At 66.8% G+C, this 20677-nt stretch carries 14 protein-coding genes; 5 read left to right on the forward strand and 9 right to left on the reverse strand.

Going from position 1 to position 20677, the window contains the following annotated elements; all coding sequences use genetic code 11:
- Window positions 1-4 precede the first annotated feature (4 nt).
- Both SCA01S_RS22080 and SCA01S_RS05160 read right to left on the reverse strand, forming a co-directional pair.
- Window positions 5-181, reverse strand: coding sequence for a hypothetical protein (locus SCA01S_RS22080; protein ID WP_156306541.1), 177 nt, complete (start codon window positions 179-181; stop codon window positions 5-7).
- A gap of 161 nt (window positions 182-342) precedes the next feature.
- Window positions 343-3480, reverse strand: a complete 3138-nt coding sequence (locus tag SCA01S_RS05160) for an autotransporter domain-containing protein (protein WP_062783530.1) — start codon at window positions 3478-3480, stop codon at window positions 343-345.
- A gap of 252 nt (window positions 3481-3732) precedes the next feature.
- Between SCA01S_RS05160 and SCA01S_RS05165 the strand changes: the two genes are divergently transcribed.
- Complete coding sequence (locus SCA01S_RS05165) at window positions 3733-4533, forward strand: RNA polymerase sigma factor (RefSeq protein ID WP_245652446.1); 801 nt, start codon at window positions 3733-3735, stop codon at window positions 4531-4533.
- Complete coding sequence (locus SCA01S_RS05170) at window positions 4530-5465, forward strand: hypothetical protein (RefSeq protein ID WP_062783532.1); 936 nt, start codon at window positions 4530-4532, stop codon at window positions 5463-5465. The genes SCA01S_RS05165 and SCA01S_RS05170 overlap by 4 nt, the downstream gene beginning before the upstream one ends.
- 23 nt (window positions 5466-5488) lie before the next feature.
- Here SCA01S_RS05170 and SCA01S_RS05175 read toward each other — a convergent pair whose 3' ends face one another.
- Window positions 5489-6241: an AcvB/VirJ family lysyl-phosphatidylglycerol hydrolase gene (locus SCA01S_RS05175; protein ID WP_245652447.1), complete on the reverse strand. Its 753-nt coding sequence runs from the start codon at window positions 6239-6241 to the stop codon at window positions 5489-5491.
- Window positions 6242-6307: 66 nt separating this feature from the next.
- On the opposite strand from SCA01S_RS05175, the gene SCA01S_RS05180 reads away from it, so the two are divergent.
- The gene (locus SCA01S_RS05180) at window positions 6308-6994 is read left to right on the forward strand and encodes a response regulator transcription factor (protein ID WP_022676774.1); all 687 of its coding nucleotides are present in this window, start codon (window positions 6308-6310) and stop codon (window positions 6992-6994) included.
- Between the two features lie 49 nt (window positions 6995-7043).
- Window positions 7044-8408 carry a HAMP domain-containing sensor histidine kinase gene (locus SCA01S_RS05185; RefSeq protein WP_231627663.1) on the forward strand — a complete coding sequence of 455 codons (1365 nt, stop codon included), beginning with the start codon at window positions 7044-7046 and terminating at the stop codon, window positions 8406-8408.
- Between the two features lie 108 nt (window positions 8409-8516).
- On the opposite strand, the gene SCA01S_RS05190 is transcribed toward SCA01S_RS05185, so the two are convergent.
- Window positions 8517-11912, reverse strand: coding sequence for a trifunctional glycoside hydrolase family 18/polysaccharide deacetylase/glycosyltransferase family 2 protein (locus SCA01S_RS05190; protein WP_062783534.1), 3396 nt, complete (start codon window positions 11910-11912; stop codon window positions 8517-8519).
- 423 nt (window positions 11913-12335) lie between these two features.
- Between SCA01S_RS05190 and SCA01S_RS05195 the strand changes: the two genes are divergently transcribed.
- Entirely contained in the window at window positions 12336-13184 is an 849-nt protein-coding gene (locus SCA01S_RS05195; RefSeq protein WP_062783536.1) for a DODA-type extradiol aromatic ring-opening family dioxygenase, read from the forward strand.
- A gap of 57 nt (window positions 13185-13241) precedes the next feature.
- On the opposite strand, the gene SCA01S_RS05200 is transcribed toward SCA01S_RS05195, so the two are convergent.
- The 5 genes from SCA01S_RS05200 to SCA01S_RS05220 form a co-directional block, all read right to left on the reverse strand.
- Window positions 13242-15305, reverse strand: coding sequence for a TonB-dependent receptor (locus SCA01S_RS05200; protein WP_062783730.1), 2064 nt, complete (start codon window positions 15303-15305; stop codon window positions 13242-13244).
- 322 nt (window positions 15306-15627) lie between these two features.
- Entirely contained in the window at window positions 15628-16041 is a 414-nt protein-coding gene (locus SCA01S_RS05205; protein WP_062783537.1) for a DUF3035 domain-containing protein, read from the reverse strand.
- Between the two features lie 3 nt (window positions 16042-16044).
- On the reverse strand, window positions 16045-16563 hold the full coding sequence (gene lspA / locus SCA01S_RS05210) for a signal peptidase II (RefSeq protein WP_062783539.1): 519 nt from the start codon (window positions 16561-16563) through the stop codon (window positions 16045-16047).
- Entirely contained in the window at window positions 16560-19316 is a 2757-nt protein-coding gene (gene ileS, locus SCA01S_RS05215) for an isoleucine--tRNA ligase (protein ID WP_062783541.1), read from the reverse strand. Before ileS ends, lspA begins: the two co-directional genes overlap by 4 nt.
- 249 nt (window positions 19317-19565) lie before the next feature.
- Complete coding sequence (locus SCA01S_RS05220) at window positions 19566-20618, reverse strand: glycerophosphodiester phosphodiesterase family protein (protein WP_062783545.1); 1053 nt, start codon at window positions 20616-20618, stop codon at window positions 19566-19568.
- Window positions 20619-20677: the final 59 nt, after the last annotated feature.

Here is a 20677-nt window from a genome sequence, read left to right on the forward strand (position 1 = left end):
GCCATCAGGCGTCGTTGGCGACGCCGGTGCGCTCTTCCTGGTGCAGCACGCGGGCGTGCCACAGGTTGCGGCCCACGAAGATCACCAGAATGATGGCCGCGATGATGATCGCAACGGTCAGGCCGGCGCGGCCAAAGCGGCGTGCGCGCTGCTCGGGCGGCAGGTTGCGGGGATCTTCCATGATGTTTCCTTTTGCGGGCAGGTGACCCCTGGCCAACGCGCTGCGGCGCGCGCGCGATGGCGGGGCCAACCTGTGCAAACAAGAAAGGGGCGGCAACCGCGTGGTTGCCGCCCCCGTTCCATGGATGTGGCTCCATGGATGTGGCGCCCAAGGCGCCGCGATCAGAGCGCGATGCTGAGCGAAGCGCGCACGTTGGCGGCGATGCCGCCGTTCTGCGGCTTTTCCGCGCCGGCCGAAATCTTCCAGGTATAGTCGAGACCGCCCTGGAGAATGCCGATCGAGCCGATCCAGGCCGACTGCACGTTTTCCGGGGTGAGCGTGAACTGCTGGCCCGAACCGAAGATCGCGGTGGTGGCGCCCAGGTCGCCCGACAGGTGGCTGCGGCGGCCCACGTCGGCTTCCACGGTGAACGGGCGGCCTTCGTAGCTGCTCGGGCCGCTGCTCCACGCAAAGCCCAGCGTGGTGGTGGCGTTGACGGCCGTGCTGCTGCGGTCACGCACCAGCAGGATCATCGCGTCGGTGCCAGTTTCCTGGTAGCCGTTTTCCTTGAGGCGGAAGTATTCGATGTTCGCCTTGGGCTTGATCTTGAACGTGTCGCTCAGATCGATGTCATAGCTGAACCCGCCCGTGGCCGACAGCGAGTGGCCCTTCCAGCCGCCGTGCGCCGCATAGGTGATCGTCGCAGAGTCGACCGCGCCGGTGAAGGTGCGGTCAAGCTTGAACGACGAGCGGCCGTAGCCAACGCGGGCAAAGGTGTAGAGCTTGCCGAACGCCTTGCGCCAGAACGCGTTGATTTCGATGTTGTTCACGCCCAGCGACTGCTGGTTGTGGTTGTTCACCGTGCCGCTGGTCCAGTCGAAGTAGGCACCGATGTTGCCCAGCGCGGTGGCGCGTTCGAGCCCGAAGGACACGCCGCCGCCGCTCAGGCTGTAGCCGACCGAATCATCGTCGTGCTTGCTGGCGCGGAAATAGAGCGGTTCGAGCCACATGCCGGTGTTGCTGATCGTGAACAGCGACGAATCGTCGGCCACGTGCAGCGCCGCCTGGCGCGAGCCACGCGTGACGAAATCGAACGCCCCGCCGGCATAATCGGGCAGCAGCTGGTTGAACTGGCTCTGCAGCGTCGGCGTATCGGTGACCTGGAGCAGGCTGGACTGCAGGTTGGTGTAGTTGGCCGCATTGCCGATGATCGCGTCATAGGCGGCTGCCTGGGGCGTGGTCAGGCCAAGCTGCGCGGCGGTCTTGCGCGACAGCGACAGGACGAGGTCGTTGCCGTTCTGCGAGATCGAACCGGTATAGAGCACGGGCAGCGACAGCGAGCTGGTGGTGACATTGCTGCCGCCGGTCAGCGTGCCGGCCGAGACGATGGTCTGCGGCGTGGTCGCGCTCAGGAACGAGGACACCGAGACGTTGATCTTGGCACCCGAGGCGAAGGTTGCGGTGTTGGCCACCAGCTTGGAAGCCGTGCCGGTGGAGTCCACATAGACGCCGAGCGCGCCGCCCGAACCGACCGTCAGGTTGTTGATCGTGGTGGTGCCGACGGCGTTGGCGCCGAACGAGCCGCCATTGACCGTCACGTTGAGCTGCGAACCACCGGTGATGGTGCCGGCCCAGATCGCCGAACCGCCGATGGTCAGCGTGCCGACCTGGTCGTTGAGCGCCATCTGCCCGGTGAAGCGCGCATTGGCGCTCATCGTCATCGAGGCGGTGCCAGAGGTGCCGAAATCGATGTTGCCGATCCACTTGGAATCGTCGGCCATGATCACGGTGTTATTGCCGGTGCCGAGATAGGCGTTGCCGGTTACCTTGCCGGATTCGATGTCCACCGTATCGTTGCCGCTGCCGGTGTAGATGTCACCGGTGATCGCGGTGTAGACCGGCGCGGTCGCCACGTTGTAGCCCGACGCGGCCTTGTCCGATGCCTGGCTGGTGACGCCGGTGGCATTGAGGTACTGCTTGATCGTCACGCCGCTGGTGTTGGCCGAGAGATCGATCGCCGCGGTCTTGCCGGTCGATGCACCGCTGATGGTGATGAAGCCGGTGTTGTTGACGGTGTTGAGCGTGCCCGACAGATCGCGGATGCCATAGAGATTGCCCGAGGCAACCCCGCTCGCCGTCGCCTTGATCGTGCCTTCGTTGTAGAGCGACGTGGCCGTAACACCCTGGTTGAGCAGGATCGCGGTGGCATCACCGTTGACCGTGGTGGCCGTGACGGTGCCGTGCACGCCGATGCCGTTGGGCAGGCTGACGGTGCCGCCTTGGCCGCCAACGACGACGCCATAGGCGTTGAGGCCGCTGTAATAGGCGGTGGCGCTGACGCTGCCGTCAACCGCAACCGAATAGGTGCCCGAAGTCGCCACGACCGAGCCGATCGTGGTGTTGCCGGCGCCACCGATCAGCAGCGCGGGGCTGGTGCCGTAGGACTGGATCGAACCGGTGGTTTCGGTGACGTTGTTGGTGCTCGACGCCACAGTGACGATCACGCCGCCGGTGACGTTGCCCGAAACCTGCACGGCGGCCTTGCCGCTGCTCAGCGCGGTGGGCGACAGCGTCTGCGTGGTGCCATCGTCGGCGGTGTAGCTGACCGCCTGGGTCATTGCGCCGTCGATCTTGAACGCGCCGTTGATGTCGCCGTTGACGACAACCGCCTGTGCGCCGGTGCCGATCACCGCCACGGTGCCGCCGATGGCGAGGTTGCCGGTGACATTGCCGGTGCTCACGCCAACCGAGTTGTCACCCTTGACCGAGATCGTGCCGGTGTTGGTGATCGAACCGGTGAGCGGTGAACTGACGACGATGCCGCCCGAATTGTTGCCTTCCACGCCGATCGTGCCGGTGTTCGAGATCGTCGCCGTGGTGGCGTTGCCCGACAGGATGTGGATGCCATAGCGGTTGGTCAGCTGCGAGACCGAGCCATTGACGACCGAGCTGTTGCCCAGGACCGGCGGCGTATAGTCTTCGCTGACGGTGATCGTGCCATCGTTGGTGATCGTGGTGGTCACCCCGGCGTTGGCGACGATGCCGGCGCTGTTGCTGACCCCGGCGACGGTCAGCGAGCCACCGGAATTGACATTGACCGTGTTCGACGAATCGATCGTGATCGGAACGCCGCTGGGCAGCTTGATCGCGCCGCTGCCGTTGACGGTGATATTGCCGGCCGACGAGGTGTTGAGGGCAGTCAGCGTGCTGGTGCCCACCGTGGTATCGGCAAGCGCCGGGGTGGCAACGGCCACCAGGGCGGCCGGAATCGCCATGGTGGCGACGGTCGAAAGAAAACGAATCTTGGGGAGGCGCTGCATGGGCTCTCGTCTCGTTGGGCAAAAGGGCCAGCAGGGGCGGGCCGGTGGCAACATGGCGGGCTTCATATCCGGGGCAGGCCGGCTTTACCAGTGCCTGAAATGCGCCGTAACCACTATCCGTCGCAAGCGAAGATGAAGAAATGTTCAGACAATTTCCGTGACTGTAAATTTGCCGTTCAGACAAAACCCGCCAGCAGGGCTGTGGGACAAGGGAATGGACGGAGCAACCATCGTGCGCGACGGGTGGACCGCATGACCTTTTGCGGTGACTTGCAGGGCGAGCCCCTTTCCCCGGTCGAAGATCCTGGCGGTCTTCATCCGGCTGGATCAGTCATCGATCATCGACATGGCACTGCCGGGGCGCTTTCGCCCCGAGCGCTGCCTGTTGCCGAGCCGGAGCCGCCCCGCGATGGGCGGGGCCTGGCCCTGCGCGACGACGTGGCGCTGATGCGACGCGTGGGCGAGGGTTGCCAGGCATCCTTTGCCGTGTTGGTCGAACGCCATGCCGCCGCGCTCTATCGCGTGGCCGCCCGCATGCTGGGCGATGGCCACGATGCCGAGGACGTGGTGCAGGACTGCTTTGCCCGCATGTGGCAGAACGCGCCGCGCTGGCAGCCGACCGGCGCTGGCCTGGTCGGATGGCTGCATCGCGTGGCGATGAACCTGTGTTTCGATCGCAAGCGGCGCTTTCGCGTGGTGGTGACCGACGAGGTGCCCGATTGCGCCGACCAGGCGCCGCTGGCCGATCGCCTGATCGAACAGCGCCAGGCCTGTGCCCAGGTGGCGGCGGCGCTTGCCGATCTGCCTGAACGCTATCGGGCTGCCTTGGTCTTGTGCTATTACGAGAACTTCTCCAATGCACTTGCGGCACAGGTGCTTGATCTTAATATCAAGGCGATGGAGTCGCTGTTGTTCAGGGCGAGGCGGCAGATGCGTGAACTGCTTGAAGCGCGTGACATTACCTGCCGCGATGTGGCCTTTGCCGGCGCGGCCGACTTTGCCAATTCACCGGCCGCTCACGCTTTTGCTACGGGCGCAGGCCCCCGCGCGTGACCGACCAGCAGCCTCGCATCGCCGATCCGGGCCGGGATCAGGCGGCAGGCTTGTCAGCGGCCCCCTTGCGCCATGCCGATGCGTCGCCTGCCGACGCGGCGCTCGACCAAATTCTTGGCCTGCATGAAGCGCCGGCGCTGCCCCCTGGGCTGACCGCGCGCATCCTGCGCGACGTGCCCTTGCGCCCGCAACTGGCGATGCCGGGGTATGACAGCGCAGCCAGCGTGGCGATTGCCCCCATGCGCGCCGGCGCGCAGGTGGTTCCGCTGCGCGTGGTTGGCGGCACCGACCAGGGCGGAAAGCGCCCGATCGCAGCGCGTCTCACGGCCTGGCGCGGCGCGCTGTTGATGCTGGGCGGCACCGGCATCGGTGCCGTAGCAGCGAGCGTTGCCGCGATGGCGATCTTCGGCTCTCCGTTTCAGAATCAGGCCTCAGACCAGGCCGCCGTTGCCGGCCAGGCGGCGGGTGCGCCCGCCCTGGTGGCAGCGGCATCGTCGGCGCCAGCGACCGCGGCAGGATCTGCCAGCCCCGCGTCAGCCGGATCGGCGAACAAGGCCAGCGCCACGGCAGTGCCGGGGCAGGGCCAGGCCGATGCGCTGGCCGCGGCCACGCCGCCGGTGATCATCGTGCCGCCGGCCGCCGGCGCTCCAGGCCACGATACCAGCGATCCCGATCCGGTGCTGCCGCCGGCCGCAACCACCGATCGCGAGCGGCTGGCTGCGCAATCGCCCGATCCCGGCCCAGACCAACCCGGCCAGGTCGGGCCGACGCTGGGTGCCACCCGCGGCGCGATGGGGCCGTTCATGCAGCAGGGCTATGGCTATAGCGGCGCCATTGGCGGCGCGCCGTCAACGATGGGCCCGGGCAGCGCGATGCCCGGCACGATGCAGCCCATGCCAGGCCATCTTCCGGTCGGTCCGTCCCTGCCCTGATCTCATTGAGGGCCTGATCTGATTTAGTGCATCGGCCCGGGTGGAAACAGCGCGGCATTGGCGGCGATACTGGCGATATCGACCTTGTACGCCGGGCCGCGCGGGCGCAGCGCATCGAGCTCGACATGGCTGGCCCCGGCAAGCTGGCCGGCCGCGCACAGGCCCTGGTCCTGGCTGCTTTTGGCAATGCAGGTCACCGGCAACCCGTTGAGCAGGCGCACGGTGCGGTACGGGTCGCTGTCAGGCGCGCCGGGGTGGATCAGGCCGCCCGGATTGGCCTGGAAATAGACCGCCGTTCCTGGCTGCACCAGCACGACCGAGGCAATGCGGCTGCGCAGATCGGCCGGCACGGCGCCCAGCCCGGTATCGAGAATGCCCGCGCCAAACGCCGCGCCGATCAGCGCGACCTTGGCGGCATGGCTGCGGGCCAGCGCGGCGCGAATGGTATCGGCCACCAGCGCATCGACAAAGGCGCGATCGCGCGTCAGGCGGAACAGCGCCGGCGAATCCACTGCCATCACCGCCAGGCCCTGGCGGCGCAGCGCCGCCACGGTGCGGCAGCCGGGGCCAAGCCGCAGGCCCATGTCGCCAGAAAAGTAGATCGCCACCAGATCCTGGCGTGGCTGGCCAAGCGCGGGGCGGTAGTGCATGGCCTGGCGATCGAAATAGCCGGCGAAATACCCGGTCGCGGCCATGGTCGCGCCTCCCAGCAAGGGCAGGGCGGCGGCAAGGGCAAACAGCTTGCGACCGGGAAAGCCAATAGCCATGATGGTCATGGCATGGTCCCCACGCCCTGTCCGGGCAGTGGGGGCAAGATTAACTCGTTGTCATGGAAGTGGCTTGTGGCCGGACGCATCCTCCTGGTTGAAGACGATCCCCAGATCGGGGACTATATCGCGCGCGGTTTTGCCGAAGAAGGCTATACCGTGGACCGCGCCGAAAACGGCCGGGACGGGCTGTTCCTGGCCACCGACAGCCAGTTCGACGTGGTCGTGCTCGATCGCATGCTGCCGGGCATGGATGGCCTTGCCGTGCTCAAGGCCCTGCGCGCGGCCGAGGTGGAGACGCCGGTGATCGTGCTGTCGGCGCTGGGCAGCACCGATGATCGCGTGGCCGGCCTGACCGCCGGGGCAGACGATTACCTGGGCAAGCCGTTCTCCTTTGCCGAATTGCTGGCGCGGGTCCAGGCGCTGACCCGGCGTGGCACTGGCCGGCAAAAGGCGCAGGACACCGTGCTGCGCTGCGCCGATCTGGAACTCGACCGGCTCACCCGCCAGGTAAAGCGCGGCACGCGCAAGATCACGCTGCAACCGCGCGAGTTCCGCCTGCTCGAATACATGCTGCTGCACCAGGGCGAGGTGGTCACCCGCACCATGCTGCTGGAAGCGGTGTGGGATTATCATTTCGATCCCGGCACCAACGTGATCGACGTGCACATCAGCCGCCTGCGCCGCAAGATCGACGATGGCGAGGAACAGGCGCTGTTCCACACCGTGCGCGGCGCGGGCTATCGCATGGCGGCCGACTGATCGTGGCCGGGCCGATGATGCCCAGATCGAACATAGGCGGGCTGTGACGATGTTCGGCCGGGCCATGCACCAGCGGCGCCTGTCGCCCACCATGCTGCGGCTGGTGGCGGCGGTCTTCGTGTTGCAGCTGCTGTCGAGCGCGGCGGCGATCTTCTTCCTGCGCACCCAGATGCTCGACGTGGTGCGTGCCGATCGCGAAGACCAGGTGATCGATGTGCGCGACGATCTGCTCGCCGCTTTCTACAGTGGCGGCCGGGAATCGCTGGATGATTTCATCCGCGATCAGCGCGGCAGCGTGGCCGATCCCGGTGTTTTCGTGGCGCTGGCCGGCGGCAGCGCGCCGGCGTTGACCAGCAATATCGATTTCGTCCCGGCTATTGCGCCGGGCCCGCGCCCGCAATCGGTGCTGGTGCGGCGCGGCGATAGCGCCACGGATCAGGAAGCTCTGGTTCTGGCCACGACCCTGCCCGATGGGGCCAAGCTGACCGTGGGATTGATGGGCGCCAGTGAGCGGCGCTTCAACCTGGCCTTTGCCGCCGCGATCGGGCTGACCATTGCCGTGGCCGTGGCGCTGGCGCTGTTGAGCGCGGTGGTGCTGGGCGTGGCGATCAGCAGCCGCACGCATGAAATCGCCCAGGCAGCCGAGGAACTGGCCGCCGGCAATTTCGGCATGCGCCTGGCCGAGGGACAAAGCGGCGATGGCTTTGACCACCTGCGCTTGCAGATGAACCAGATGGCCGAACGGATCGCCAGCCTGGTGGCGGAACTCGGCGCGGTGTCGGGCGCGCTGGCGCACGATCTGCGCTCTCCCGTCACGCGGCTTTCGGCCGCGATCGACACGGCGCTGGCCCGCGTTGACGAACCCGGCGCGATCGAGGCGTTGCAGGCCGCGCGCGCCGATGCCGACGGGCTGCGCGCCATGCTGGAAACCGCGCTGGAAATCAGCCGTCTGGAAGGCGGCACGGCGCAGGATCGGCGCGTCTCGCTCGATCTGGCGGCGGTGGTGGCCGACATGGCCGAGCTTTACGAGCCGCTGGCCGAGCAATCGGGCGTGACCATGACGCTGGACCTGGCGCCGGCCTGGATCATGGCCGACCGCGAGCTGATTTCGCGCGCCCTGGCCAATGCGATCGACAATGCCCTGAAATATGGTGGCACGGCCATCACCCTGCGCACCTGCGTGGCAGAGGGGGAGGCCGTGCTGGAAGTGGCCGACAATGGGCCGGGCATTGCCCCGGAGGATCGCCCCCGCGTGATCGAGCGGTTCGTGCGGCTCGACAATGCCCGCACTCTGCCCGGCGGCGGCCTGGGCCTTTCGATGGTCAATGCCGTGGCGCGGCTGCATCGCGGGCGGCTGGAACTGGGCGAGGCAGCCGGCGGGGGCCTGTCGCTGACGCTGCATCTGCCGCGATAAAGCCGCGCGCCAGCAGCGAGCCAAGCGGGGCAGTTGGCCCTGCCCGCAGCCGTCCCGCCCTTCCATTCGTCGCGCCGCGACGGGAAGGGCGGGAGGCCGGTTGCCGGGTCAGGAGGTCTTCTTGCCTTCCGGCGCGCTTACCCGGCCGGTACGCTCCAGCTTGCCCCAGCCGATGCCCAGGCCCGCCAGGGCGGCGCTGACCGCGCGGATCACCACGCCGTACATCAGCTGGCGATAGACGAAGCGCTGGCTGAGCAGCAGGAACGGCGGCAGGCGCTTTTCCCGCACGTCGAGCCGGAACGCCACCAGGCCGCAGGCGAGGTCGATCATGGTGAAGCCCAGCCAATAGGCGCCCATGCGGAGCACGTCGGTCTGCGTCTGGGCCCAGCCGTGCTGGATCACCCGCACGATCGTGCCGACGATCGAGATGCCGAGCGCCAGGTCGATCAGCGGAGAGGCGATGGCAAAGGCGATCTGGAACAGCCAGGCCTGCGGAATCCCCACGAAGGCCAGGCCCGAGGGGCGCTGCTGCGCCACCACGGCGCGATGCTTCCACAGGCATTGCAGCGTGCCGAACGCCCAGCGGAAGCGCTGCTTGCCCAAGGCGCGCAGGGTTTCGGGCGCTTCGGTCCAGGCAACGGCGTCTTCGTCATAGGCCACCTTCCAGCCGTGGCGCTGGATGGCGATGGTCAGATCCTGGTCTTCAGCCAGGGTATCTTCGGGATAGCCGCCGACATCGTTGAGCGCTTCGCGGCGCCAGGCGCCGACAGCACCGGGCACGACCATGATCGCGTCGAACCGGGTCAGCGCGCGGCGTTCGATGTTCTGCGCGGTGACATATTCCACCGCCTGCCAGCGGGTGACGAGGTTCACCCGGTTGCCGACCTTGGCATTGCCCGCCACCGCGCCGATTTCCGGCTTTTCGAACCAGCGCACCAGCTTGCCGATGGTGGCAGGTTCGAACTGGGTATCGGCATCGAGCGCGACGATGATTTCGCCATCGGCGGCGGCGAGCGCGCGGTTGAGCGCGCTGGCCTTGCCGCCATTGACCAGCGTCATCAGCCGCACGCGCGGATCGTCGCCGAATGCCTTGGCCACGATCGCGCTGGTCGCGTCCTTGGATCCGTCATCGGCCACGATCACGTTGATCGCGGGATAAGTGCTTGCCAGGATGCGGTGTACCGAAGCCTCGATCACCCGCTCTTCGTTATAGGCCGGGATGATCACGGTCACGCGCGGCTGATAGGGCGTGGGATCTTCCCCGCCGTCCTTGGTGCGATTGAGCCAGGGCAGGTCCAGCTTGCGCTGCGGGAACAGCGCCAGGCCGGTCAGCCCGACAGCGCGCAGCGTGCCCAGCGCAATGGCAAAGAAGAACGTCCAGTTGAGCGTGGCAAGCGCCGCAGCCAGCACGGCAAAGATGCCGATGTCGAGCCGCACGGCCATGAGATCCCAGCCCTTGACCGCCGGCATCACGTCATCACGCTTGAGCCCGGCCAGCGTGGACACCGGCACGAAGCGATAGCCCTGCGCCTGCAACTGCTGGATGATCCGCGGCAGGGCCGCCACGGTCTGCGAACGATCGCCACCGCCATCGTGCAGCAGGATCACGTTGGCAGAGCGATCGGCATTGCCCGCGTTGACCGCATCGACCGTCAGCTTCACCACCTCGTCGGCCGGGCGGCGCATCCAGTCGCCCGGATCGGCGTGCAGGCCGACAATGGTATAGCCCTGGTTTTGCGCGACCAGCGCGGGATCGAGTTCGTCGGCCGTGGTCGGTTCGGCGTCCCCGAAGTAGGGGGCGCGGAACAGGCGGGTGGAGCGGCCGGTATAGGCCTCGATCAGGCGCTGCGTGGCATTGAGTTCCAGCTTGATCCCGGTCGGCGTGCTGTTGGCCATGTTGGGATGGGTATAGCTGTGGTTGCCGATCTCATCGCCATCGGCCACCATGCGTTGCAGCAGGCCGCGATTGGCCACGCCGTTTTCGCCGATGACGAAGAACGTGCCGGGCACGTGATACTTTTCCAGGATCGCCAGGATCTGCGGCGTCCAGGTCGGATCGGGGCCATCGTCGAACGTCAGCGATACCAGCTTGGGCCGGTCGCCGGTGCGGCGCACGACATAGGGCGTGGGCAGCGAATCATAGCGTTCGCCCGTCACCAGGCCGAGGCGGTGATCGGTGGCGAGGGTGCGCGTGCCGGGCGTGGGCGTGGCATCGATGCGCAGGATTTCGCCGTTGCCTTCCACGTCGACGTTGCTGCTTTGCGTGATGCGCGAAAGATCGGGCAGCGTCTTGCTGCCACTGCGCCAGGTCTTGAGCACGTCCCAGAAGCCGGGATCTTCCGAACCCAGCCGCCACAACGCCACCGAGCCGAGGCCCAACTGGCGCAGCATCAGCATCTGGTTCCAGCTGGTGGCGGCATCGAGCATCCACACATCGTGGCGCAACGCCGGCGTGCCATCCTGGGTATCGGCATCGTCGGTATAGGCAAAGCCGACGTTGCCGCTGGCCTTGTCCCACGCCGGCATGGTGCCGCTGTCGTGCGCGGCCAGCCAGGCTTCTTCGATGGTCAGCGCATCGGCATGGCCTTCGTGCCAGTCATAGCCATAGCTGCCCAGTGCGACGACGACCTTGCCCGGCGCGGTGCCCTTGATCATGTCGGCCACTTGGCCCAGGAACCAGCCGTTCGAGGCGATCGGCCCAGGCTGGCCGCCCTGCCAGTGCTCGTCATAGGCCATCAGCACGATCTTGTCGGCGACATCGGCAAAGGCGCGCGGGTGCCAGTTCTCGTCATCCACCGGCATGGTGATCGCCACCACGCGGTGCTTGGGGGCGAGGCGGGCGTGCAGGTCGGCGGTGAACTTGTGCAGCCCGGCCAGCGCGGTCTGCGGCAGGTTTTCGAAGTCGATCATCACGCCCGCATCGCCCGACTTGTCGAGCGCGGCATCGATCGCGGTGGCCAGGGCCAGGCGGCGCGCCGGGTTGGCCAGCACGGCGGCGGTGCCAGCGCCATCCCAGCCGGTGTTCTCGCGCACGTTCTGCAAGACCGGCACCACCAGCGGGCGGTGCAGCGACCCGGTAATGATCCGGCGCATCGGCGCATCGTCGGTCACCGTCAGGTTGCCGGCGTGATCGATCGACATCAGCGTGGGCGCAACCCAATCGAGCTGGCCGACGTGGTGTTGCAGCGCGCCAGCGCTTTCATCGCTGTCTGCCTGGTAGAACCCGATGGTGATCGGCGCGGTCTGCTGGCGCGCGGGCACCACGGTCGCGGGCCGGCCCAGCAGCGCGGCCAGGCGGTGGGACAGGCGGCTGACCTGGCCCTTGAGCCGCAGCGGCGCCATGTGTTCCTGGGCAAAGTTCAGCGGTTCGCGCGGCGTAACCGTGGCCACGGTGGTGGCAAAGACCACGCACATGCCAACCAGAATGGCTAATACGGCAAAGGCCAGGCGGCGGGTCCAGCGACGGCGCTGGCCGGTGGGATCGAAGAAGATGGGGCGTGACACGGCCTGGGATGTTCCGAAACGAGAGGTTTTCCGACGTACTGGATGGTATGCCGCGGAAAGGGCAAGGGCCCTGTGCGCATCGACGGCTACCGGAAAACCGGGGATCGGGAAAGCGGGGTCTGCGCCATGCGGCAGGGTGACGGCGAGCAGCCCAAGCGGAACCGGAACAGGGGACCGTCACGTCGCGGGTCCAAGCTGCTCACCGTCGAAAAGCGGTCTAGCCCGTGTGCCCTGCCGGGGGCGTGATCAAAACATTACGGTTTGGCCATGGTGCCACCCTTTGCTGCGGTTTTGCGCCCTGCATCCGGCCATCTGCCGCAAGGGAGCGGCGCGTTCAACTTGGGCCAACAAGATGCGCAGGGTTTTGGCCGCTGTCATTGGCCACAACAATCCATAGATAGGACGGGAAAGGATGGATTTCGCATGCAGCAACAGCCGGTGTTCTTTCTCTCGCACGGCGGCGGCCCCTGGCCCTGGCTCGATGGCCCGTTCCGCGAAGGCTTTGCCTGGCTGGAAGCCTCGCTCAAGGCTTTGCCCGCGCAATTGCCTGCCCGTCCGCGCGCGGTGCTGGTGGTTTCAGGCCATTGGGAAGAGCCGCAGTTCACCGTGTCGACCGCCGCGCAGCCGGGCATGGTCTATGACTATTACGGCTTTCCCGAACACACCTATCACATCCGCTATCCCGCGCCCGGTGCGCCCGATCTGGCGCGGCGCGTGGTGGAACTGGGCAAGGCAGCCGGCATCGCGATGGGCACCGATCCGACGCGCGGTTTCGACCACGGCACGTTCTCGATGCTGCAGCCGATCTGGCCCGAGGCGGATATTCCCGTGCTCAGCCTGTCGCTGCGCGCCGACTATGATGTCGCGGCGCACCTGGCGCTGGGCCGCGCCCTGGCGCCCTTGCGCGACGAAGGCGTGCTGATCATCGGGTCGGGGTTCAGCTATCACAACCTGCGCCAGTTCAACGCCGCGGCGGCGGCGCCATCGGCAGCCTTCGATGCCTGGCTGCGCCATGCCCTGATCGATCTGGCGCCGGCCGAACGCGCGGCGGCGCTGCTGGAATGGGAAAAGGCGCCGGCCGCGCGCATCTGCCATCCGCAGGCCGATCACCTCATCCCGCTGATGGTTGCGGTGGGTGCGGCCGGAAATGATCCGGGCATCTGCGTCTATTCGGAAAACGACCTGCGCGGCGCGATTACCGCGTCCAGCTATCGCTTTGGCAGCGATGCCACGCCCAGCGGTTTCGATCGCATCGGCGGCAGTGGCCGCTGAAGCCGGGATGAAGGATGGCGTGCGGTTCCTGTCATGGGGAACCGCACGCCATGGCCATCAGAACGTGGCGGCCTTGATCACGAAGCGGACCGAGCGGCCCGGCATGACCACCAGATCCTTGTTGAGCGCGGTGGCCAGGCGCTGGGTATCGTCGGTCAGGTTCTGGCCCACGATCGCCAGCTCGATGCCGGGGTGGCTCTTGAACGGGCGCCACGCGACATTCATGTTGAGGTTGTTGTAGCCAGCGGTGGGCGTGTCGAAATCGCCCGCCTTGTCCTGCCGGCCATAGTGGCTGAACATGATCCCGGCATCGAGCGTCTTGCCCGCCCAGGCAAAGCCGCCGCCGATGCGGTAGGGCGGGATGCGCGGCACGTTGGAGCCGTTGTCGAGCGTTGCGCGGGTGTAATCGCCCAGCACCTTGGCGGTGAACGTGCCTTCGTCGGTCTTGACCAGCTCCTGGCTCATTTCCGCTTCAAGCCCGCGGAACTTCGCGCCCTGCTGGCGATAGAACAGCTCGCGCAGTTCGCCGTCGGGGCTGGCGGTGCACACGCCATCATCATCGCAGGTGCGGCCGGTCAGCTCGCCATAGATATAGTTCTTGTACCACGTGTAATAGACCGAACCGGTGAAGGCAAAGCCGCCCTGGCGCACGCGCAGGCTGCCTTCGAGCGAATTGGCGCGCTCGATCTTGAGGTTGGGATCGCCGGTCTCAAAGGTCTGCGGGCCATCGTGGGCGCCGCGTGCGAACAGTTCGGTCAGCGCCGGCGCGCGCCCGGTGCTGGAGAAGTTGAGGCCGAACTTGACTGCCTTGATCGGCGTATAGAGCACGCCGATCGCGCCGCTCACCGGCGTGTACTTGCGCACGGTGAAGGCATCATCGGCCGGGGTGCCGGTGATGCGCACGTGTTCCACGCGGCCGCTGGCTTCCACGTGGAGCGGATCGGCGAGCTGGATTTCGGTGAACAGGTAGCCGGCGATGTTCTGGCTGGTGGCCGGGTTCAGGTAGCTGCTGTCTTCGCCCACGGCCGAGAAATCGCGGTGCTGGTATTCCACGCCCAGCGCCGTGTTGCGCACCGGGCCCATGGCATTGAGCAGCAGTTCGCCGCGGCCGTTCCATTCCTTGTTCTTGAAGGTGGTGTTGATCGAGCCATCCGGGTTCTTTTCCGAATGCTGGTAATCGCCATAGCTGCCATCGAGCGTAAACGTCTTGAGCAGGCCCGAATCCAGCGCAAAGCTGTTGCGCGTCATCACCTTGGTCTGGCGCATGTCGATATAGGTGGTGTCGCTGGGAATGCCGTAGCGCGCGTCATAGTGCGTGACGGCCAGGCCCACGTGGCTCTTGTCGCCAGGCAGGAAATACGAGCCACCAACAGAGCCGCCCCAGCCGTTGAACCAGGAGTTCTGCTGGGTGCCGAGCGGGGTGTCATAGTTGTCGGTGGTGCGCCAGAACCCGTCGGCATGCAGGGCCAGCTGGCCAGCCTTGCCATCGACCAGCGCTGCGGTTTCGACGCCCTTGTTCACCGTGGTGTAGCTGGTGCTGGCTTCGGCCGAGATCGCCTCGGTCGGCAGGGTGGTGGGCACGCGGTTGTTGATCGTGTTAACCACGCCGCCGATCGCCTGGCTGCCATAGCGCAGCGTGGCCGCGCCGCGCACCACTTCGATCGAGCGGGCCGAGAGCGGATCGATGGGAATGCCGTGGTCGGGGCCGATGTCCGACACGTCGGAGCTGGATGTGCCGTCTTCGAGCAGGCGCACGCGGTTGCTGTCCATGCCGCGAATGATCGGGCGGCTGGCGCCAGAGGCAAAGCCGGTGGACGACACGCCGGGCACATCGCGCAGGGCATCGGCAATGCTGGCACCGCCAGCGCGCGAGATCGCATCGGCATCGACGCGCGCGGAAACCGTGGGCGTATCATCGATGGTGTGGCCAAACGGCGTGGCGGTGACCACGATCGGCATGGCATTGCTGCTGCCGCCGCCCGCCGTGCCGCCATCGGCCGCGCCGTCGCTGGCAGGCGCGTCGGCCGCTGGGGCATCAGCCGCCGGCGACGGGGCATCGGCCCAGGCCACAGCAGGGGCCAGAGCCAGGACCGCTGATCCCAGCATCAGGATGGAACGCATCGAAATCTCCTCCATAAACCTTGCATGCACCCACGCTGGCGCGCTGTTGGCAGCGCCGCCTGACGCAGGCGTGGTGTTCGTCGGCCTCTCCGCCGGGTTCGTTCCCCTTGTTCGGGAACGATATAACATTTCATTGTTGCAGCCAGCAAGGGCCGCTTGCGGCGCTTTCTGGCCCTATTTTACCTGAACGTAACATGAAGCAATGTCAGGAAATGCTGCTACCGGCGTCACTTACCGCAAGGGCGGCGGCGCGGCGGGGCATGAAAAAGCCCGCCGGGAATGCCGGCGGGCCTTTTGCAAAACATGTCCTGGCGCGGCGCGATCAGCCCGGGATGGACGCGCGGGCAGCGGCGCCATCGCCCTGCGGCGCGGCGAGGATATCCTTGACCTGGGCGCCCTTGGCGACGGTCTTGGTCTGCGGATCGCCCACCGTGCTGCGGATGCCGACGGCCGAAGCGCCAGCCTTGCCCAGGGTGTCGGTCTCCACCGCGCTGCGCGGTACGGGGCCGCCGAACAGGGCATCGAGCGCCTGCTTCGACGAATCGACATCCTGCGGACGCGGCGCGCCGGGGTTGGGCGGGGTCAGCGCGAAATCGGGCGGAACGACCAGCGGCGCCTGGCGGCTGACGGCGAATTCGTCAGGGCGCACGCGGTTGAACAGCGAGCTGTTGGAGCTGCACGCAGCCAAAAAGCTCCCGGCCGAAACGAGAAAGGCAAGGGCGACGGCTTTGCGCATTACTTAAATCTCCGTTGGGCTGGGGCTGCCCGGCTCGCGCTTTTCGCGCGAAAACAGCGAACGGGCAAGCAGGATCAGCACGCCCAGCGTGATTGCCGCGTCCGCCAGGTTGAAAATCTGGAAGGGCCGAACCTCGCCGAAATGCAGATCGGCATAGTCGATCACATAGCCACGGGTGAAGCGGTCATAGATGTTGCCCAGCGCCCCGCCCAGGATCACGGCCAGGCCAGCCAGTTCGCCCATGGCCTTTTCGCGCAGCATCCAGATCGCCACGCCCAGCGCGATCAGCCCGGTCATGGCCAGCAGCGCCAGCCGGCCCTCGCTGGAACTGGCGCTCAGCAGGCCCAGCGACACGCCCAGGTTCTGCGTCCAGCGCAGGCTGAAAAAGCTGGTGATGTAGATCGCGCCCTGTTCGGGCAGGGCCAGCGGCCCGGCGATCCACGCCTTCACCCCCCGGTCCACCGCAAAGGTGGCCAGGGCCAGGGCGAACCCGGCCAGGCGGTTGCGCGTCAGCAGGCTCACGCGGCGTGCTCGTCGATGGCGGCAACCACGCTTTCGCAGCGGCCGCACAGCGCGCCGTCTTCGGTCACTTCGGGAAGGTGGCGCCAGCAACGGCCGCACTTGTGGTCATCGGTTCGGGTCACGGAAAGCTCCTGCCCACGCGCAACTGTCGCGCTGATGAACAGTTCCGCCAGGCCGCCTTCGGCTTCGGGGGCGTCGGCCGGCACGGTGACCTTGGCTTCCAGGCCCGAACCCAGCACCTTTTCGCGGCGCAGCGGCTCGATCGCCTCGTTCACGCTGGTGCGCAGCGCGCGCAGGCGTTCCCATTGCGCCGTGTCGGCCTCTGCCGCCGGCAGTTCGGGCCATTCCAGCAGGTGGACCGAGGCGCCGGGATAGCGGCTCTGCCACACTTCCTCGGCCGTGAAGACCATGACCGGCGCGCCATAGCGCACCAGCGCGTGGAACAGCACGTCGAGCACGGTGCGATAGGCGCGGCGCTTGGCATCGGCCGGCGCATCGCAATAGAGGCTGTCCTTGCGGATATCGAAGAAGAACGCCGACAGGTCTTCGTTGCAGAACTCGGTCAGGCTGCGGACATAGGTGTTGAAGTCATAGTCCGCCACGGCCTGGCGCAGGGTGGCGTCGAGCCCAGCGAGGCGCGCCAGCATGTAGCGTTCCAGTTCGGGCATGTCCTGCGGTGCCACGCGCTCGTCTTCGCTGAACCCGTCGAGCGCGCCCAGCAGATAGCGATAGGTGTTGCGCAGCTTGCGATACTGGTCGGCCACGCCGGCGAGGATTTCCTTGCCGATGCGGTGATCCTCGGTGAAGTCCACCGACAGCGCCCACAGCCGCAGGATATCGGCGCCGTAATCGCGCATCAGGTCCAGCGGGCTGATCGTGTTGCCCAGCGACTTGGACATCTTGAGGCCCTTGGCGTCCATGGTGAAGCCGTGGGTGAGCACGGCATCATAGGGCGCACGGCCGCGCGTGGCGCAGCTTTCGAGCAGCGAGGACTGGAACCAGCCGCGATGCTGGTCGCTGCCTTCCAGGTAGAGATCGGCCGGCCAGCGCAGTTCGGGCCAGCGCCCGGATTCCAGCACGAAGGCATGGGTGGAGCCGGAATCGAACCACACGTCGAGAATGTCGGTGATGCGCTCGTAATCGTCGGCACTGTAATCGGCGCCGAGGTATTCCTGCGCGCGCTCGTCGTCCCACGCGTCGACGCCTTCGGCCATGATCCCGGCGATGATCCGGGCGTTGACCGCGGGATCAGCGAGGTACTGGCCGGTCTGGCGGTTGACGAACAGGGTGATCGGCACGCCCCAGGCGCGCTGGCGCGACAGCACCCAGTCAGGCCGCCCTTCGACCATGGCGCCGATACGGTTGCGGCCCTTTTCCGGCACGAAGCGGGTGGCCGCGATCGCCGCCACGGCCTTTTCGCGCAAGCTGCCGCCTTCGCGGGCTTGGTCCATCGGCACGAACCACTGCGGCGTGCAGCGGAAGATCACCTTGGCCTTGGACCGCCACGAGTGGGGATAAGAATGCTTGTAGTCCGCGCTCGCGGCCATCAGCGCGCCCACTTCGGCCAAGGCCGCGCAGATCGGGCCATCGGGCGCGTTGAACTTGGGATTGATCACGCTGCCTTGGCCGGCCAGCCAGCCCCAGTCTTCGCGATACTTGCCATCGGCAGTGACAGCGAACTTGGGCTCGATCCCGTGCGCCTTGCACAGCTCAAAGTCGTCCTCGCCATGGTCGGGCGCCATGTGCACCAGGCCGGTGCCCGATTCGGTGGTGACGAAATCGCCGGCGAGCAGCGGGCGCGGCTCGGCAAAGAAGCCGCCCAGCGCGTGCATCGGGTGGCGGGCGACGGTGCCGGCAAGGTCAGCGCCTTTGCCGGTCCACAGCGGGGCTTCGAGTGTCAAGCCAAAGCGCGTGGCTGCCGCCTCGGCGAGCAGCGCGGCGAGCAGCACGCGCTTGTCGCCTGCCTGCACCAACACGTATTCCACCTCGGGCCCATAGGCGAGCGCCTGGTTGACCGGGATCGTCCACGGAGTGGTCGTCCAGATCACCGCATAGGCACCCTTGAGCGCTTCGATCGGCGGATCCGTGATTTCAAACGCCACGTCGATCTGGGTGGAAACGATGTCCTCGTATTCCACTTCGGCTTCGGCCAGCGCGGTCTTTTCCACCGGGCTCCACATCACCGGCTTGGCGCCGCGATAGAGCTGGCCGGATTCGGCGAACTTCAAAAGTTCGCCCACGATCGTCGCTTCGGCCTGGAAATCCATGGTCAGGTAGGGCCGGTCCCAGGCGGCGTTGATGCCCAGGCGCTTCAGCTGCTCGCGCTGCACGTCCACCCACTTCTGGGCATAGGCGCGGCATTCGGCACGGAATTCCTTCGGGGGAACCTCGTCCTTGTTCTTTTTCTTCTTGCGGTATTCTTCCTCGACCTTCCACTCGATCGGCAAGCCGTGGCAGTCCCAGCCGGGCACATAGGGCGCGTCCTTGCCCAGCAGGGTCTGGGTGCGCACCACCATGTCTTTGAGGATATGGTTCAGCGCATGGCCGATGTGCATGTCGCCATTGGCATAGGGCGGGCCATCGTGAAGGATGAACTTTTCCCGGCCTTCGCGCGCGGCGCGCAGCTGGCCATAAATGTCTTCATCCTGCCACCGCGCGAGAATCCCCGGCTCCTTTTGCGGGAGCCCGGCCTTCATGGGAAAATCGGTCTTCGGCAGGAAGACGGTCGATCGATAGTCGCGCGTTTCGGTCATGATCGGCGGGCCTTAGCGATCTGTGCGGATTCCTGCAAATGCCGGATGCAGGCAAATGCGGGCCATGCCGCTTCTCACTCCCCCTCACATCCATCATTCCACGTCACCCCGGGCTTGACCCGGGGTCCCGCTATTCTTCGACGAACAGCGCAAGGTGGCCAAAAGAAGCTGGACCCCGGATCAAGTCCGGGGTGACGAACAGGTTGGGGTTGGGGTTGGGGTTGGGAGTGGGGGCGACACTGCCTCCCATCATGGCGTATTCTCGTCGCGGTCCTGCGCGGCCACGGCCTCGGCATTGGTGCGCGCGTCCATGTCGGGGCGCAGGGCGGGGCCGACGGTCCAGAAATTGTCGATCAGCACAGTGCCGTGGAACGATGCGGGCACCTGCGGCAGTTCGCGCGCGTGGCGCAGGCCGGTGCCCAGGGCATCGCCGCTGCCTTCGCTGGCCACCGCCATGACATGGCCGCCCACGCCCTCGATCCGCTGCTGCACGCGGTTGGGCCAGCCCCACAGCGTCATCGCGCCCTTGGGAAAGCTGTCTTCGAGCGCGGCGATCATCGTGGCGCCCTGGCAGCTGGCCGGCACCAGCGAGGTCCAGCCCTTCCAGCGATAATCGTTGGTGCAGGTGCGGCTTTGGACAGGGTCGATCGTCCAGGCGCCGGGCAGCGCCTGGTTCACCGCTGCCACCAGCGCGGCATTGCCGACAAAGCCCTCGCCCAGCGTGCGTGCATCGTGGCCATTGCGCTTGAGCGCGTCGACCAGCAGCGGCACGGCGGCCACGTCGTTGCCGGGAAAGCGATAGATAAAGCGGCCGCTCGCGCTTGCGGCCAGGATCTCGTCGAGCGAGGGGATCAGCCCGCGCCCCTTGCCGCGCAGGGGAAAGGTCTTGCCGCCATCGGCGCTATAGCCATAGCCCGCGTCGAGCCGGGCCAGCCCGGCCATGGTCATCTGCGTGACCGGGCCGGTCGCCTCGGTGCGGCAACCCAGATCGGCGTCGGGATAGAGCGCGAGATGGTTGTCGGCCGTGCGCACCACGTCGATCGCCACGTAATCGGCGCCCATGCGCCGTGCGGTAAACACCGAGCGGGCGGTATCTTCCAGAATGGCATGGAGCGGGGGCAGGATTTCCCGCGCCGGGCAGGGGGCATTGCGCCCGCCCGGCTTGTAATCCTGGGTGATGCCGCCGTTGGCGATCAGCCGCGGCCGTCCGGGCGCGGCGGTGACGATCCAGCTGGCATTGACGAAGGTGAGCACCAGAAAGGCCAGCGCCCCGGTAAACAGAGCGCCCCGCAACCACACCATGCCATGTCCTTTCCACCCAGCCCGATAAGATCGGGCCCCGCGCGATCAAGCCGTGGCGG

The organism is Novosphingobium capsulatum NBRC 12533 (assembly GCF_001598375.1).
Classification (GTDB): Bacteria; Pseudomonadota; Alphaproteobacteria; order Sphingomonadales; family Sphingomonadaceae; genus Novosphingobium; species Novosphingobium capsulatum.

Excerpts from the sequence above, each read along its gene's own strand:
- SCA01S_RS05195 (WP_062783536.1), top strand. The coding sequence starts at position 12,336 with ATGCAGCAACAGCCGGTGTTCTTTCTCTCGCACGGCGGCGGCCCCTGG.
- SCA01S_RS05185 (WP_231627663.1), top strand. The coding sequence starts at position 7,044 with ATGTTCGGCCGGGCCATGCACCAGCGGCGCCTGTCGCCCACCATGCTG.
- SCA01S_RS05200 (WP_062783730.1), bottom strand. The coding sequence starts at position 15,305 with ATGCGTTCCATCCTGATGCTGGGATCAGCGGTCCTGGCTCTGGCCCCT.
- SCA01S_RS05220 (WP_062783545.1), bottom strand. The coding sequence starts at position 20,618 with ATGGTGTGGTTGCGGGGCGCTCTGTTTACCGGGGCGCTGGCCTTTCTG.
- SCA01S_RS05205 (WP_062783537.1), bottom strand. The coding sequence starts at position 16,041 with ATGCGCAAAGCCGTCGCCCTTGCCTTTCTCGTTTCGGCCGGGAGCTTT.
- SCA01S_RS22080 (WP_156306541.1), bottom strand. The coding sequence starts at position 181 with ATGGAAGATCCCCGCAACCTGCCGCCCGAGCAGCGCGCACGCCGCTTT.
- ileS (WP_062783541.1), bottom strand. The coding sequence starts at position 19,316 with ATGACCGAAACGCGCGACTATCGATCGACCGTCTTCCTGCCGAAGACC.
- SCA01S_RS05160 (WP_062783530.1), bottom strand. The coding sequence starts at position 3,480 with ATGCAGCGCCTCCCCAAGATTCGTTTTCTTTCGACCGTCGCCACCATG.
- SCA01S_RS05175 (WP_245652447.1), bottom strand. The coding sequence starts at position 6,241 with ATGACCATCATGGCTATTGGCTTTCCCGGTCGCAAGCTGTTTGCCCTT.
- SCA01S_RS05165 (WP_245652446.1), top strand. The coding sequence starts at position 3,733 with ATGACCTTTTGCGGTGACTTGCAGGGCGAGCCCCTTTCCCCGGTCGAA.